The organism is Mucilaginibacter sp. PPCGB 2223, from assembly GCF_001705515.1.
Classification (GTDB): Bacteria; Bacteroidota; Bacteroidia; order Sphingobacteriales; family Sphingobacteriaceae; genus Mucilaginibacter.
The window spans coordinates 601895-616577 of record NZ_MDJS01000004.1; the positions used below are offsets into that span (position 1 = coordinate 601895).

14 protein-coding genes are annotated in these 14683 nt (G+C 46.3%); 4 read left to right on the top strand and 10 right to left on the bottom strand.

The features are described from left to right. Positions 1–61 precede the first annotated feature (61 nt). From gcvT to BEL04_RS21050, 5 genes are all read right to left on the bottom strand, one after another. A complete protein-coding gene (gene gcvT, locus BEL04_RS21030; protein WP_066007344.1) occupies positions 62–1144 on the bottom strand; it encodes a glycine cleavage system aminomethyltransferase GcvT in 1083 nt (360 codons plus the stop codon). Positions 1145–1202: 58 nt separating this feature from the next. Next, positions 1203–2405, bottom strand: a complete 1203-nt coding sequence (locus BEL04_RS21035) for a glycosyltransferase family 4 protein (protein ID WP_066007186.1) — start codon at positions 2403–2405, stop codon at positions 1203–1205. A 65-nt stretch (positions 2406–2470) separates the two neighbouring features. Continuing rightward, positions 2471–3067, bottom strand: coding sequence for a ribonuclease HII (locus tag BEL04_RS21040; RefSeq protein WP_066007187.1), 597 nt, complete (start codon positions 3065–3067; stop codon positions 2471–2473). Between the two features lie 5 nt (positions 3068–3072). Beyond that, positions 3073–4311: a PP2C family protein-serine/threonine phosphatase gene (locus BEL04_RS21045; RefSeq protein ID WP_066007188.1), complete on the bottom strand. Its 1239-nt coding sequence runs from the start codon at positions 4309–4311 to the stop codon at positions 3073–3075. A gap of 28 nt (positions 4312–4339) precedes the next feature. Then, entirely contained in the window at positions 4340–5497 is a 1158-nt protein-coding gene (locus BEL04_RS21050; RefSeq protein ID WP_066007190.1) for an ABC transporter permease, read from the bottom strand. 188 nt (positions 5498–5685) lie between these two features. Between BEL04_RS21050 and BEL04_RS21055 the strand changes: the two genes are divergently transcribed. After that, positions 5686–8535, top strand: coding sequence for a pitrilysin family protein (locus BEL04_RS21055; protein WP_066007192.1), 2850 nt, complete (start codon positions 5686–5688; stop codon positions 8533–8535). Between the two features lie 76 nt (positions 8536–8611). Here BEL04_RS21055 and BEL04_RS21060 read toward each other — a convergent pair whose 3' ends face one another. The 5 genes from BEL04_RS21060 to BEL04_RS21080 are packed head-to-tail and all read right to left on the bottom strand — an operon-like array spanning position 8612 to position 10768. After that, positions 8612–9082: an SRPBCC domain-containing protein gene (locus BEL04_RS21060; RefSeq protein ID WP_066007194.1), complete on the bottom strand. Its 471-nt coding sequence runs from the start codon at positions 9080–9082 to the stop codon at positions 8612–8614. Positions 9083–9111: 29 nt separating this feature from the next. Then, positions 9112–9546, bottom strand: a complete 435-nt coding sequence (locus BEL04_RS21065; RefSeq protein ID WP_066007195.1) for an SRPBCC domain-containing protein — start codon at positions 9544–9546, stop codon at positions 9112–9114. Then, positions 9543–9869, bottom strand: coding sequence for a helix-turn-helix transcriptional regulator (locus BEL04_RS21070; protein WP_066007196.1), 327 nt, complete (start codon positions 9867–9869; stop codon positions 9543–9545). Before BEL04_RS21070 ends, BEL04_RS21065 begins: the two co-directional genes overlap by 4 nt. After that, positions 9850–10299, bottom strand: a complete 450-nt coding sequence (locus BEL04_RS21075; RefSeq protein WP_066007197.1) for an SRPBCC domain-containing protein — start codon at positions 10297–10299, stop codon at positions 9850–9852. Before BEL04_RS21075 ends, BEL04_RS21070 begins: the two co-directional genes overlap by 20 nt. A gap of 19 nt (positions 10300–10318) precedes the next feature. Continuing rightward, positions 10319–10768, bottom strand: coding sequence for an SRPBCC domain-containing protein (locus tag BEL04_RS21080; protein WP_066007198.1), 450 nt, complete (start codon positions 10766–10768; stop codon positions 10319–10321). Positions 10769–11092: 324 nt separating this feature from the next. Between BEL04_RS21080 and BEL04_RS21090 the strand changes: the two genes are divergently transcribed. The 3 genes from BEL04_RS21090 (at position 11093) to BEL04_RS21100 (ending at position 14115) form a co-directional block, all read left to right on the top strand. After that, the gene (locus tag BEL04_RS21090) at positions 11093–11758 is read left to right on the top strand and encodes a hypothetical protein (protein WP_139113130.1); all 666 of its coding nucleotides are present in this window, start codon (positions 11093–11095) and stop codon (positions 11756–11758) included. Positions 11759–12199: 441 nt separating this feature from the next. Next, positions 12200–13513, top strand: coding sequence for an amidohydrolase (locus tag BEL04_RS21095; protein ID WP_066007203.1), 1314 nt, complete (start codon positions 12200–12202; stop codon positions 13511–13513). A 53-nt stretch (positions 13514–13566) separates the two neighbouring features. Next, positions 13567–14115: a hypothetical protein gene (locus BEL04_RS21100; protein ID WP_139113131.1), complete on the top strand. Its 549-nt coding sequence runs from the start codon at positions 13567–13569 to the stop codon at positions 14113–14115. Positions 14116–14683: the final 568 nt, after the last annotated feature.

Here is a 14683-nt window from a genome sequence, read left to right on the forward strand (position 1 = left end):
CACCCCACATGATTAGTAGCACGCAGGATGTGAATATCCGGACTAAAACCGGCAATGATTTTTATCCTTTATAAAACGGCGGTTTAACCACTACCGCCTTAACCTGGTTATCGCGTATCTTAACAAATATCTCCGTACCTTCCTTAGCAAAGGCGGTATCTACATAACCCATTCCTATGCCCTTTTGCAGCGATGGCGATTGCGTACCCGATGTAACCCGGCCGATAAGGTTGCCGCCGGCATCGGTAATTTCATAGTCATGCCTTGGTATGCCGCGGTCTATCATTTCAAAACCAACCAGTTTACGTTTTATTCCGGCAGCTTTTTGCTGCTGCAAAGCTTCCGAATTGGTAAACTCCTTATTAAACTTGGTCACCCAGCCCAGGCCGGCTTCAAGCGGTGAGGTGGTATCGTCGATATCATTTCCGTACAGGCAAAAACCCATCTCCAAACGCAGGGTATCGCGTGCGCCTAAGCCGATTGGTTTAATACCAAACGGCTCACCGGCTTTAAATACCGCGTTCCATACGTGTTCGGCGTCTTTGTTATCAACATATATCTCAAAGCCGCCGGCACCGGTATAGCCCGTAGCCGATACGATCACGTTATCTACGCCGGCAAATTTACCTTTGTTAAACGTGTAATATTCCATCGATCCCAGATCGATATCCGTCAGGCTTTGCAAAGCTTCGGCAGCTTTTGGACCCTGCACCGCTAACAAGCTTGTACGGTCTGATATATCTTTCATATCCACACCATTGGTGTTGTATTTACTGATCCAGTTCCAATCTTTTTCAATGTTCGATGCGTTGACTACCAGCATATAGGTTTTTTCGTCGATGCGGTAAACCAGCAGGTCGTCAACAATACCGCCGTCTTCATTGGGCAGGCAGGAGTACTGTACTTTGCCATCGTACAATTTGGATGCATCGTTACTGGTAACACGCTGTATCAGGTCGAGCGCGTTATTACCCTTCAAAATAAACTCGCCCATGTGACTCACATCAAAAACGCCCACCGCTTTGCGCACGGTTTCGTGTTCTGCATTGATGCCTGCATATTGGACAGGCATATTATATCCGGCAAACGGAACCATTTTAGCACCTGATGCAATGTGCACATTAGTTAAAGCAGTACTCTTCATAACAAGATCAGTTGGATTTTTAAATACGGCAGCAAAAGTAACAATTTGCATCGAAACATCAGCCCTGCTGTATCTCGTTATAGAAAGCTATCAGCTGCGATATCACCTTGTTGGTATCGTGCTCCTGTTCAACAAGCAGGCGGGCGTTAATGCCTATTTGCTTACAGAAGTTTTCGTCGCTTATAGCGCGTTTTATCGCGTCGTGAAACTGCTCGCGGTCATCGGCTATTAAAATATCATGGCCGTTATGGTAGTTGATGCCTTCGGCGCCGAAACTGGTAGTGATGATACATTTTTGCATCGCCATGCCTTCAACAATCTTTACCCGCATACCGCCGCCCGATAATAGCGGCACGATCATGATAGCTTTGCTGTTTACAAATTCCAGAGCATCATCAACCTCGCCCGATATAAATATTTTGCCTAAAACCTCGTAATCGTCAAAAGACTCCGGAATATTATGTCCGGCAACATAAAAACGAACTTTGAGGTCGCCATCAGTAAGATCTGATGAAAAATTTTCCAAAAACCATTCCATACCCTCGCGGTTAGGCATCCAATCCAACGCGCCCAGGAAAAACAAGCTCGGGTATTCTGTCTTTTCGTAATCGGGTCTGTACCGGGTAAGATCGATACCGACAGGGATAACCTTTACCGGTATTTTAGTCCCATGATCCAGCATGGTTTGCTTATCCTGGTTGGTTAGTGTAGCAATGGCATCAAACTTATCCAGGTAACTTAGCTCGTACTTTTTAATACGTTTTGCCAGCAGGCTCAGGTACGATTTTTTGATCGGGTCGCTTTTCTGTTCCGAAAGCCGCTTCCATATCAGGTATTCGATATTGTGCGCGCGGTAGATCAGTTTAGCGGTTGTGTTTTTGCGTACTGCCGGCAGGTAGGCCGACATAAACAAGCCTTCGAACTGCACGATATCGTATTTCTCACGCTTCAACTCCTCAACAAGCAACCGCTCAAAACCGGCATTGTAAAACCTGTCGACATTATAAGTACGCCGGCCAAACAGGTTGAGAATAAAATCCTTGAACGACAGGCCCAGGTCCACATCGTACGATTGATAGTTGATCCGTTTGATCAGCGCGTCGTCGGTCTGTATATCGGTAAGTTGCCGGCGGTTATTCACCGTAAATACCGATACCTCGTGTCCTTCATTTACCAAACCCAGGATGGTATTACGCACCACAATCGGGTATCCGCCGTTTTGCGGGAAGGGTACGCGGTTACTCAGGATCAATATCTTCACAGAGGGAAAGGGTTACTATCTCACCAAAAATAGCAAGCCCGGCGGCTTAATCAAAAAAACTAATGTTAAAAAATAGTCAGTTGCGGGTCGGTAACCCGGAAAGTGCGGCGGTGATAACGCGTATAACCGTGCTCAATTACGGCATTGCGGTGTTTAATGGTGGGATAGCCTTTATTGCTGTGCCAATCGTACTCGGGGTGTTCGGCTGCTATCTGCAGCATAAAATCGTCTCGATAGGTTTTAGCCAGAATAGACGCCGCTGCAATGCTGAAATATTTGGCATCGCCTTCAACAATACAATGATGAGGTACTTTGTTGTATTTATTAAAGCGGTTACCATCAATGATCAAAAAACCAGGTTCGGTTTTTAATTTCGCTATGGCGCGGTGCATCGCCAAAAACGAAGCATTTAAAATATTAATCCGGTCGATCTCTTCGTTGTCTACCCAGGCAACGGCAAAATCGAGGGCGTTATCTTCAATTTCTTTCCGCAGGTCGTACCGCACCTTTTCGGTAATCTGCTTCGAGTCGTTCAATATCCCGTGCTCAAAATCGTGCGGTAGTATCACCGCAGCAGCAAACACCGGCCCGGCCAGGCAACCGCGTCCGGCTTCATCGCAACCGGCTTCTAAAAAATCGTATTGAAATCGGGCTAAAAGCATTTTTACTAAAAGATACGCAGCGTAAGCAAAGTTACATCATCAATGGGTTTGCTTTTTACTAACGTTGCCAGTTCGTTTAATATTTTCTGGTTAAACTTATCGGGGCTCAAATCGCCGTTCTGGCTTACAAAATCCATCATAATATCCTCGTTCCAAACCATGGCGTCGGCGGGCTCGTAATCAAGCAGGCCATCGGTATAGTTAAAAATAAGCGATCCCGGCTCAATATCCACCTCGCCCTGGTTTATAAAGGGCAGTTCCTCAAACACACCGAGCATGGTGGTGCCCAGCTTTAGCGGAACGGCTTCGCCATTGGCATAAATTACTGAGGGGTTGTGGCCGGCATTGATGTAATCCATGCGGCGGGTCTCCTCGTTATATTTGGCTAAGAACAGGGTGATGAATTTCTCGCCTTTAGTATTCTTGATGACTATATTATTCAGCCGCTCGACGATATTGGTCAGGTCGTCTTCCACCGTGGCCCAGGCGCGCAGGCTGGCCTGGAAGTTAGCCATCAGCAGGGCAGCCGAAATACCCTTACCCGATACATCGGCAATACACCATAAAAACTCCTTATCGTTAAGCCGGATAAAATCGAAGTAATCGCCGCCGATATTTTGATGGGGTAAATAACGCGCGCCAATCTCCACCCCTGTTTCTTTATGGAGCCTTAGCGGGATGAGCATGTTCTGCACTTCAACAGCCAGCTCCATTTCGCGCTGAAAGCGCTCGGCTGCGATACGCTCTCTGAACAATTTCTTGTTTTCGAGCGCCACCACGATCACGTTCATCAGCGTTTGGATGAAGTTAAGATCATTGGCCAGCATCTCTTCGGACGTATTAAAATCGCCAACCAGCGCAAAGGCCAGCAGTTTGCTTTTGTGATAAATGGGGATGAAATAATCGTAGGCGGCTAACAGTTGATCGGGATGATCCAGCAAAGGCGCCGGCGATTTGAACTTGTTCATTTTGAGGCAAGCCTTGTACAGCGCCGCGTTAGTTTCGAAATTGCCGCCGTAGCGCGATACACAAACATAGCTGCCAAACTTCTCGATCATAAACCGGAGTTTGCCCACGCTGAGGTAGCTTTTCAGGATAACCTCGAGCATTTCGATCAATACCTGCGTCGAGGTATTTTTATTAATGGCTTTAGTAACCTCCAATAACGAGTTTAATTCCGATTGCCGCTTCAGCAGCAACCGTATTAACTCATCTTCGCCATTATTGGTATTAAAGCTATCCATTCAGCCTATAAATATATATTTAAAAAAACTATATCCTCGTGTTTTGCGATTTGATGTCAAACGCATCCCGCAGGCCAATGGTTACAAGATTAAATGCATAAACCATCAGCATAATGGCCAAACCGGGCAACATGGCCAGATAAGCGGCATCCATAATAATATAACCGTAATGCTCCTTGATCATCCCTCCCCAGGTTGGCATTGGCGGCTGCGCGCCAAATCCTAAAAAGCTCAAACCTGCCTCAAGCAAAATTGCAGAGGCAAAATTTGACGATGCCAGCACCAAAATCGGCCCGGCAATATTAGGCAATATATGCCGGCTAATGATACGGTAATTGCTAAAGCCCAATGCCTTCGCTGCTTCAACAAATTCGAACTGTTTCAGGCCCATTACCTGCCCCCGAACCAAGCGTGCCACATCAACCCACATCGAAACTCCTATTGCGATAAATATCTGCCACAAGCCTTTACCCAAAGCAAACGATATGGCGATAACTAACAATAATGTAGGTAAGGCCCATAAAACATTCATGAGCCAGCTTAATGAGCTGTCGATCCACCCACCATAATACCCGGCGGCTGCGCCAATAACAATCCCTACCAGCAAACTGATGATAACCGATACCAGGCCCACAGCCAAAGAAATGCGCGCGCCCAGGATAATGCGGCTCAGCAAATCGCGGCCGTAGATATCGGTGCCGAGCCAGTATTTTTTTTTGATGATTTGATGATCTGCTATCTGAACCTGGAGATTTTTACGCTGCTCGCTGCTTCTAACAGCGCCCTTTGTACCTGTTACTACTTCGCAGATATGATAAGCTGTCTTTTCGGGTTTATCCTCATCGCCTATGTATTGGTCTACCTGTATCGAATCGCCGGCAAAACGATACCCGGTAATAGGCACGTTCGTATAGTTATCCGGTTGTCCGTACAACATTTTTTTAACCCAGTTTGAGTGTTCAACCGGCTGACTTTTGTGCACCTGCAGCATGATAAAAACCGAACCCGGTTTTTTGATACTCAACTGAATAGTCATGTTATTGGCCTGGGGGGTACTATCGGGCATAATGAGGTACCCTGATACTGCTATCGCAACGGTTAACACAATACAAACCAGCCCGGCAAGGGCTAATTTATTGCCTTTAAAACTTTTCCATAAGCGTTGCGAAGATGTAGTATCGGCCAAAACGTAATTCTGTTTTGGCTAAATATCGCTTTTTTAGGGCAAAAAAACGAGAGCATATTACAACTAACTACATATCAATTGATTATCCAATCAAAGGGCAAATAATTTCATCATCCCCAAATAATTGTACGCCGAGTTTGTAACTAAACTGTTCGTTTCGCATCTTTAAATAAAATCACCACTTTTTTATGAAATTAAATTATTCGTTATCGATTGCTGCATTAATGGCCATAGCAGTTAGCACTGGTTTTGCACAAACCAAACCAAAGGCTCCGGCTAAAACCAAAGTCGTAACCGCAGCTGCCTCCAAAAAGGAAGACCTGCTGCCGATAGATCCGGCGGTTATTATTGGTAAACTGCCTAACGGCTTAACCTACTATATCCGCAAAAACAGCCAACCTAAAAACCGTGCCGAGCTGTACCTGGTTAACAAAGCAGGCTCGGTTTTAGAGAGCGATGCGCAGCAGGGCCTTGCCCACTTTACCGAGCATATGGCCTTTAAGGGCACACGCGATTTCCCTAAAAAAGAGCTGATCAATTACCTCGAAAAATCGGGTGTAAAATTTGGCGCCGATTTGAATGCGTATACTTCATTTGATGAAACCGTGTATCAGCTTCCTTTACCGACCGACAGTGCCAAAATATTCGAAACAGGCCTCAATATCCTGGCAAACTGGGCAGGTTACGTAAGTTTTGATACCGACCAGATCGATACCGAGCGCGGCGTTGTTTTGGAAGAATCGCGTTTACGCGGAAAGAACGCGCAGGAACGCCTTTCGCACATGATCTATCCAATCATTTTTAATAACTCGCGCTATGCCGAGCGCATCCCTATCGGTAAAGAAGATATCCTGAAAACATTTAAGCCAGAAGTGATCAAAAGCTTTTACCACGATTGGTACCGCCCCGACCTGCAGGCGGTGATCGCCGTTGGCGATTTTGATCCGAAACATGTGGAAGAACTGATCAGGAAAGATTTCTCGGCATTGAAAAACCCGGCTAACGAGCGCCCGCGAACTAAATATAACGTGGCTTTGAGCCCGGGCACCAAAGTAAAGATCGTGACTGACAAGGAACTGCCTTATACCATCGCTGAGGTGATCGTAAAACATCCGGGAGCACCTATCAGAACCAAGGAAGATTATATCCGGGCCCTACAGATAGCTTTGTTTAACAGCATGATGGGAAACCGCTTAAGCGAGTTAACGCAAAAGGCCGATCCGCCGTTCCTGTTCGCACAGGCCAATTATGGCAGTTTTTTAGGCGGACTGAATGCCTTTACGACCATTGCCGTGGCCAAACCGGGCGAGTTGCAAAAAGCTATTACCGCCGCTGTTGAGGAAACAGAACGCGCCCGCAAGTTTGGTTTTACCGAATCTGAACTGGATCGCGCCAAGCAAAATGCGCTTACGGGGATAGAGAATGCCTACAAAGAAAAAGACAAGACCCGTTCGATCAACTTTGTGAACGAGTACCAGCAAAACTTTTTAAAAGGCGAAGGTATACCTGGCATCGAATACGAATACAATTTTTATAAAGAGAACCTGGGCAAAATAAAACTGAGCGATGTGAATGCCCTGACCGGCAAGTTCATCAGTAACCAAAGCCGAGATATCATTGTTGAAGCTCCCGAAAAAGAAAAAGACAAACTGCCTGCCGAAGCAACTTTGCAAGGCTGGGTTGACGGAGCCGGTAAAAACGTAACCGCTTATGTAGACAACGTGAGCAAAAAACCTTTGCTCGAAAAAATACCCGCCGGTACTAAAGTGGTCTCCGAACATAAAGACCCGGCCATTGGCACTACCGCATTGGTTTTGGGTAATGGTGTTAAAGTGATCTTGAAACCTACCGATTTTAAAAATGATCAGATATTGATCAACGGCTACAGCTTTGGCGGTACATCGTTAGCGCCCGACGCCGATTTCCCTTCGGATAACATGGCCGACGATATTGTTGGCAGCAGCGGCATTGCCGATATGACCGAGATACAACTGGGCAAAATGCTGGCCGGTAAAAACCTGAGCATCTCGCCTTATATCAGCGAAACTTCGCAGGGTATCAATGGCAGCTCATCGCCTAAGGACCTGGAAACGGCCCTGCAGCTGATCTACCTGTACTATACCCAGCCACGTAAGGATGCCGATATCTGGCAATCGAACCTGACACAGATCAAAGCATCGCTGGCTAACAAAGGTTTAGACCCTGCAAGCGTTTTCCAGGATACGGTAAATGCCGTAATGAGCAACTACAACTTCCGCCGCATGTCTGTAACGCTCGACCAGGTAAACCACGCCAGCCTGGATAAAGCTTTTGATTTTTATAAGGATCGTTTTGCCGACGCCAGCACGACCACCTTTATCCTGACCGGCAGCTTTGATGTAGAAAAGATAAAACCGTTGCTGGAGCAATACCTTGGCGGTCTGCCTTCCGCCAAACGCAGCGAAACCTACAAAAACCTGCATATTGCCCCGCCGGCCGGCCAGATAACCAAAACGGTTTACAAAGGCATTGGCGATAAAGCCACCGTACAGTTAGCCTATACCGGCGAATACACTTACAACGAAGCCAACAACATACAGGTTGATGCTTTGGGTGCGATATTACAGTTCAGGATGCTGGATCGTTTACGTCAGAAAGAGAGCGGTGTTTACTCGCCGGGCGTAAGTGCAAATTATAGCAAATTACCAAACGGGCGTTATAGCGTTACTATTTTCTTCGGTTGTGCGCCGGCCAATGTTGATAAACTGATCGCTGCCGCTATTGATGAGATCGACAAAATCAAACAAAACGGCCCTGAAGCAACAGATATCCAGAAATTTGTTGCCGAGCAGAAACGCAGCATCGAGGTAAATATGCGCGAGAACCGTTACTGGCAAACATACCTCACCCGCACTGCACAATACGAAACCGACCCGGATGCAGTATTGAACCTGACCAAAAACCTCGACCAGGTAACTGCACAGAGTGTAAAGGACGCTGCCAACAAATACCTGAGCAGCAACCTGATCAAACTGATACTGGTACCTGAGAAAAAATAGCCAGATCTTAATTCAACAAAAAGGATGGCGTGAGGCCATCCTTTTTTGTTTACCATATCTTTCGGGCCGCCAATTTTTAGCCCCATTCCAAAAGAGAAGCGTCCTGTTTTTTATCCGGGTTGCCATTGCCGGTAGTAATGAGTGGCAAAAGACTTTCCTGCAGATAATAAGTCCAGCCGCCAAAGCAGGCCTTATAACACTCAAATTGCGGCACCAGGCCCTGATGTACAAAAGTTAACTCTGTTTTGCCATCTTTTTCGGCAATATCGAAGATGATGGTGGTGCCGGTCCACTCGGTTTTGTTTTCGACGAAAGTCAGTTCGCTGTCTGTCGTCAACCATACCACTCTTTTGTTGGGGACGACTTCGATCAGCTTGTGTTTGGAGTAGTGCAGGTCGCCGTGGCGGTAACTAAACTCGTCGTTAAGGTTATGGGTGCCGCCTTCGACGGTTTCGGACCACCACCCGGCAACATTGGTTACCGCATCAAAAACCTCTTTTGGCGATTGATCCACCAAAAAGGTCATCGTGAAATTTTGCTCATTCATTGTTTTATGCTTTTTAAATTTTTAATTATTTAAGCCGGTTCGCCCACGCCTTCGTTCAGTAATTTTTGCAGGCTTTCGGTGAGATGCTCCGTCCAGCCGGCCTCGCATTGCTTGTAGCACTCTACACCGGGCCGCAAACCCTCGTGGGTAAAATTGATGGTGGTTTTGCCGTCGACGGATAAAATATCGTAGATCACTTTAGTGCCGGTCCACTCAGTGATGTTTTTTTGCCAGGGCAGGTGGCTATCGGTAACGTCCCAAACAACGCGTGTGCCGGGCACCATTTCGCTCACCCTGAAGGTGACATAGGTAGTGCCAAACCGCACGGTAAAAACATCATTAAGGTTTTGTGCGCTGCCTTCGAAAGTTTTTGCCCACCATTGGTCTACCTGGCCGATGGCACTTACAGCTTCTTCAGCTGTAACATCCGCAGTTATACTGCAGGTAAAATCATGTGTTTTCATTCTTTTTTTGCTTTTTCGTTTAATAAATTACCCAGTTTTTGTAGTTTATTGGCCCAGAATGCATCATAGTATTCGAGCCATTTTTGCAGATCCTTAAAGCCGTCCTGCTGCAGTGAGCAATAGCGCTCGCGGCCGACATCCTCGATCGAGATAAAACCCGAGGTTTGCAGCACCTTGATGTGTTTGGATACTGCGGGCCTGCTCATGTCGAAGTTTTCGGCAAGAGCGTTAATCGTCAGGCTGTCTTTTGATAACAGGTATAAGATCTGCCGCCGACTCGGATCGGCAATTACCTGGAATGCGTCAAGCCGTTGCTGCTCCATCGTTTTCGGGGTTTAATAGTTTAAGTATTTTTTTGATGTTGCCCAACCAGCCTTTGTCCATCGCGTCGAAGATCGGCAGCATTTCGGAGCCTTCGAAGCCGCGGTGAATGAGCAAAAGGTCGGTGCCGTTATTTGTCTCGGTCAATGTCCAATGCACTTCCGAGCGGTTTAAAAATCCGGTTCCGGGGCCAAAATCCCAGGAGTAGGAAAGCTTTTTAAAAGGAACGACTTCCAATACCTCACAATGGAATATCCCGTCGAAGTCGAAATCGGGCATGGGCTTGGCCGTGAAGTTAAATTTGTGGCCCAAAACCGGTTTAAAATCGGTAGGCATGAGCCAGAGCTTCATCAGCTCAGGATCGGTGAGGTACTCCCAAACATCGGTTGCCGGGTTGGGGTAAAAAATCTGGTGTTGGATGATCTTTGCCATGATATAGTTTTTTGAAATGTTAAGCGTTTGCTGTTAAACTGGTTTCGGGATTTAAGGCTTCTGAGAGTTTCGTCATATGATGTGCCCAGCCTGGGTTCATGAGGTTGAAAATCGGCAGCATCTGCTCGCCTTCGAAACCGCGGTGTACCAGCAGTAATTCGGTGCCATTGTCTTTTTCGGTTAATGTCCAGTTTACTACCGATGTGTTTAATTTCCCGGAGAGGCTTTTAAAGTTCCAGGAATAGGACAGCGTTTTGTACGGTGTTACTTCTAAAACCTTGCAGTAAAAAGTGCCGTCGAAATCGCAGCCATCCATGCAGCCGGGTTTAAATTGAAATTCGTGGCCGACAACGGGTTTAAAATCGGTCGGCATGAGCCATTGCGCTATCAGCTCGGATACGGTGAGGTACTCCCAAACATCGGTTACCGGGTTGGGGTAAAAAATCTGGTGTTGAATGATCTTTGCCATAATGAGTAACTTGTAAGTTACGCAAATGTATATGTAACTTGTGAGTTACGCAAATTTATTTTCAATTATTTTTTAAAGGGCATCAAAGGCCAAAAAACCAATACAAAAGGTGTAATTGTGAATAATTTGGGAGTGTATAGTAGCAGATCAATAGAAAATTATATCTTATTTTTGCTTATACCTATAGTGTGCAGGTTTCCTTCAACCTTTACTGCACACCAGATCGGTGCTGGCATAACAATAACCCGCCTGCGCACGTTGGTATACACAAGCCCCGAACTTAAAAAGCGATAAAAAACTTTCGCCAGGATCAAGCTATACACGATGGAACCGGAATTTTTGACTTTCAGGAAATTTAACGACATGGCTTTTGCCGGCGGCCTCACCGATCTGCTCGACGACAACCGTATACCTTACGAGGTGGAGACGAGTCCGCTGATCGTTAATCCTCTGCAGTCATCCGGCGCCGAGCTGAGCCTGGAATATGTGATTAAACTTCGGCCACAGGATTTTAACACAGTGAATATCCTTTTGGAGGTATATGAAGAAAAGACTGTGGAGGATGTTAACCCGAATTATCCCTTATACAGTTTCAGTGATGATGAACTACACAATGTGCTGAAAAACAGCACCGAATGGACCGCCTTCGACCAGGTGCTGGCCCGTAAAATATTGGATGAACGGGGCGCACCTGCAACAGATGAGCAGGTTGAAGAATACTGGGAAGAGGAGATTGAGGCGCTGACCCGCCCCGAGGAATCGGAAGCGACGTGGATCATCATCGGTTACCTGACGGCTTTTTTGGGTGGCTTTTTGGGAATATTCATCGGTGCGATGATGTGGAAGTTTAAAAAAACTTTACCGAATGGTGAGCGGGTTTACGCGTACACTCGTACCAGCCGAATAAACGGCTTGGTTATTTTGATTATCGGGGTCATTGTATTTGCCATCGCTGTTGCTTCGCAGGTGTTTGATTATAGTTTGTTTTGAACATTAGCATAGGTTTAGTTTTTTTGCTTCTTTGAATTGCAACCGATGTCCGCTCATTTGCCGACGGGTTTGAACCGAAGTTTTTAGTGCAAAACCGTATTTGCGTTAGTGATAGCAGCGCCCGCCTGCCGGCAGGCAGGGATACCGGCCATGTGGTGGACTTTGGGCGGCCCTGTGGCTAATGCCTGTGCAGTATGAGCGCACAGCCTGGGCGGCAGGCAACGCCCTTATTAAAAGTATCAGGTCTTTAGCTGCAGTGGTAGTCTGAAGTTTCTTTTATAATTTTATAACTCGTTCTGCCATAACGAGAATCTTAAGTAACTGAAGTTTTCCTGCTACTGCTCGTGCTACTGCCACTCATATCATCTTCATGCTACTTACTTTAGTTTGAATTGCCCATCTCCGCTTTATCTGTTATATTTAACCAAACTTACCCTTATCATGAAGAAACCCCTGCTCACCATCCTGTGCGGTTTAAGCGTTACCGTATCAGCTGCACAAAATATTACCAAAGCCGAAGTTGCCAAACGTGTTGACGCCATCGAAAAAAAGATCATTGCCTGGCGCGAGGATTTTCATGAGCACCCCGAACTGGGAAACCATGAGTTCCGCACGGCAGATATTGTGGCTAAGCATCTTAAGTCGTTAGGGATAGAAGTAAAGACCGGTGTAGCTACAACTGGCGTGGTGGGTTTATTAGTAGGCGGTAAACCCGGCCCGGTAGTGGCGCTGCGCGCCGATATGGACGCGCTGCCGGTTACCGAGCGTACCCATGTGCCTTTTGCCTCGAAAGCCACGACGGCCTATATGGGTAATACCGTCGGTGTAATGCATGCCTGCGGGCACGATTCGCACACGGCAATTTTGATGGGCGTTGCCGAGGTGCTGGCTTCGATGAAAAGCGAGCTGCGCGGTACGGTAAAATTCATCTTTCAGCCGGCCGAAGAGGGCGTGCCGCCGGGTGAGGTTGGCGGCGCACAACAAATGGTAAAAGAAGGCGTGATGGAAAACCCGAAGGTGGATGTGGTGTTCGGGCTGCATATCCAGTCGTACCAACCGGCGGGCACCATTACCTACCGCCCCGGCGGCGATATGGCCGCGGTGAACGATATGCAGATCATCGTTAAGGGCCGCTCATCGCACGGCGCGTACCCATGGTCCAGTGTCGACCCGATCGTAACCTCGGCCGAGATCATCAACAACCTCCAAACCGTAGTGAGCCGCAACCTGCACATTACCGCCAACCCGGCTGTAGTAACCATCGGTGCCATTAACGGCGGTAACCGGTCGAACATCATCCCCGAACAGGTAAGCATGCTGGGCACCATCCGCACGTTTAGCGATGAGGATGAGAAAATGATCATCGAACGCGTGAAGCAGATCGCTACCAAAACCGCCGAGGCCAACAATGCCACCGCCGAACTCAAAATACCTTACAGCAACCATTACCCGGTTACTTATAACGACCCTGCCCTGGTAGCCAAAATGCTGCCGACTTTGCAAGCAACTGCCGGTGCTGATAATGTGAAGCTGCGCCAGGGTGAAACCGGCGCCGAAGATTTTAGCTTTTACGAGCAAAAAGCGCCGGGTATATTTTTCCATTTGGGCGGCCTGCCCAAAGGCGCCGACCCGGTTACCGCCCCTGCACACCATACGCCCGACTTTTTTATCGACGAAAGCGGGTTTACTTTGGGGGTGAAGGCTTTGTGTAATTTGACTTTGGATTATATGGCAATGGCGGGGAAGAGGAATTGATGTGCAAATGCGAGGATGTGCAGATGATGTTGAGGCGGCTAAGTATAAATATCATGAAATACTTAATATTGGGTTTGATGTGTTTTTTAGCATCATGTGCTGGAAATAACAAAGCTTTATCTATTGCCGCTGATACAGTAGAATACATTGGCGATGTAAAAATTAATGGCGCTATTAACTTTAGTACCACCTACAAGTATGTTTTAACTATTTTGGGGAGTGAAGACAGTACGAGCAAAAAGAATCACGCAGCCTATTATTATGTTGTTGAGGATGATGATATCAAATATCTTTATTTTAAAGGGTGGGTTTTTGAACGATACGGAGATAACGTCACATTAAGGTCGATAGATTTTAAACGGTCGCCAAATGCTTATTTATTAATTGATAACCGTAAAATAAACAACCAAACAACTCTTAAGGATGTAAAAAAGTGGTATCCAAAATCTGTTGAAAAAGGGCTTCCAGGAACAGATTTAGATAAGTATAGAGGTGTCGTAGTAGAAAGTTGCAAACAGCGCTGTGCCGAACAATGGTTGCTTTATTTTGATGAAAATAAGAATCATCTGATAAAAATGGAATATATAGATAATCAGGAGTAGTGTTATCCTTTTGCGCTCGTTTATAACGAGTGCTTAACGTATTTTGTCGATTGCATGCCATTGACGTGTTGTAAACACTCACTGGTCTAAGTTTAGCAAAGCGTAACTTAAACCTAAAATACTGCAAGCACCTCAGTTGATGAGGATTTGAAATCCGGACCAACGACATAGCGATAACAAAAGTTAATAGAGGCCGAACTTAAACTTCACACATCAAAAAACTACTTTACTGTTCCAAACACAGTTAGCAAGAGGTGCTGCCTCAAATGTAAAAGTGATCATATCAGGTTTCGCAGCCGCCGGAATTATACAATAAAGGCTATGCTATGCATCGGTATGATTTTGCTTTGCTATTATGGCTTCCGCGATTTATGAAAGAGGACGGGGATCCGGTAGTGTTTATTGGTTTTATTACCATTTGGTATGGCGGGCTTAATCTCCGCGATATTGCTGGTAAATAACGGTATAAGGGCGGTATTGATCAAAATGCCGTACTATAAATGCATGTATTGCAAAAGCGCTTTTATTGTTCTATTAAACACCATAAAATGATGAGATTGCAAGCTTA

Bases quoted from the DNA above. Each gene is read 5' to 3' on its own strand.
- gcvT (WP_066007344.1), bottom strand. From the start codon at position 1,144: ATGAAGAGTACTGCTTTAACTAATGTGCACATTGCATCAGGTGCTAAA.
- BEL04_RS21040 (WP_066007187.1), bottom strand. From the start codon at position 3,067: ATGCTTTTAGCCCGATTTCAATACGATTTTTTAGAAGCCGGTTGCGAT.
- BEL04_RS21045 (WP_066007188.1), bottom strand. From the start codon at position 4,311: ATGGATAGCTTTAATACCAATAATGGCGAAGATGAGTTAATACGGTTG.
- BEL04_RS21055 (WP_066007192.1), top strand. From the start codon at position 5,686: ATGAAATTAAATTATTCGTTATCGATTGCTGCATTAATGGCCATAGCA.
- BEL04_RS21060 (WP_066007194.1), bottom strand. From the start codon at position 9,082: ATGAATGAGCAAAATTTCACGATGACCTTTTTGGTGGATCAATCGCCA.
- BEL04_RS21065 (WP_066007195.1), bottom strand. From the start codon at position 9,546: ATGAAAACACATGATTTTACCTGCAGTATAACTGCGGATGTTACAGCT.
- BEL04_RS21070 (WP_066007196.1), bottom strand. From the start codon at position 9,869: ATGGAGCAGCAACGGCTTGACGCATTCCAGGTAATTGCCGATCCGAGT.
- BEL04_RS21075 (WP_066007197.1), bottom strand. From the start codon at position 10,299: ATGGCAAAGATCATCCAACACCAGATTTTTTACCCCAACCCGGCAACC.
- BEL04_RS21080 (WP_066007198.1), bottom strand. From the start codon at position 10,768: ATGGCAAAGATCATTCAACACCAGATTTTTTACCCCAACCCGGTAACC.
- BEL04_RS21090 (WP_139113130.1), top strand. From the start codon at position 11,093: ATGGAACCGGAATTTTTGACTTTCAGGAAATTTAACGACATGGCTTTT.
- BEL04_RS21095 (WP_066007203.1), top strand. From the start codon at position 12,200: ATGAAGAAACCCCTGCTCACCATCCTGTGCGGTTTAAGCGTTACCGTA.
- BEL04_RS21100 (WP_139113131.1), top strand. From the start codon at position 13,567: ATGAAATACTTAATATTGGGTTTGATGTGTTTTTTAGCATCATGTGCT.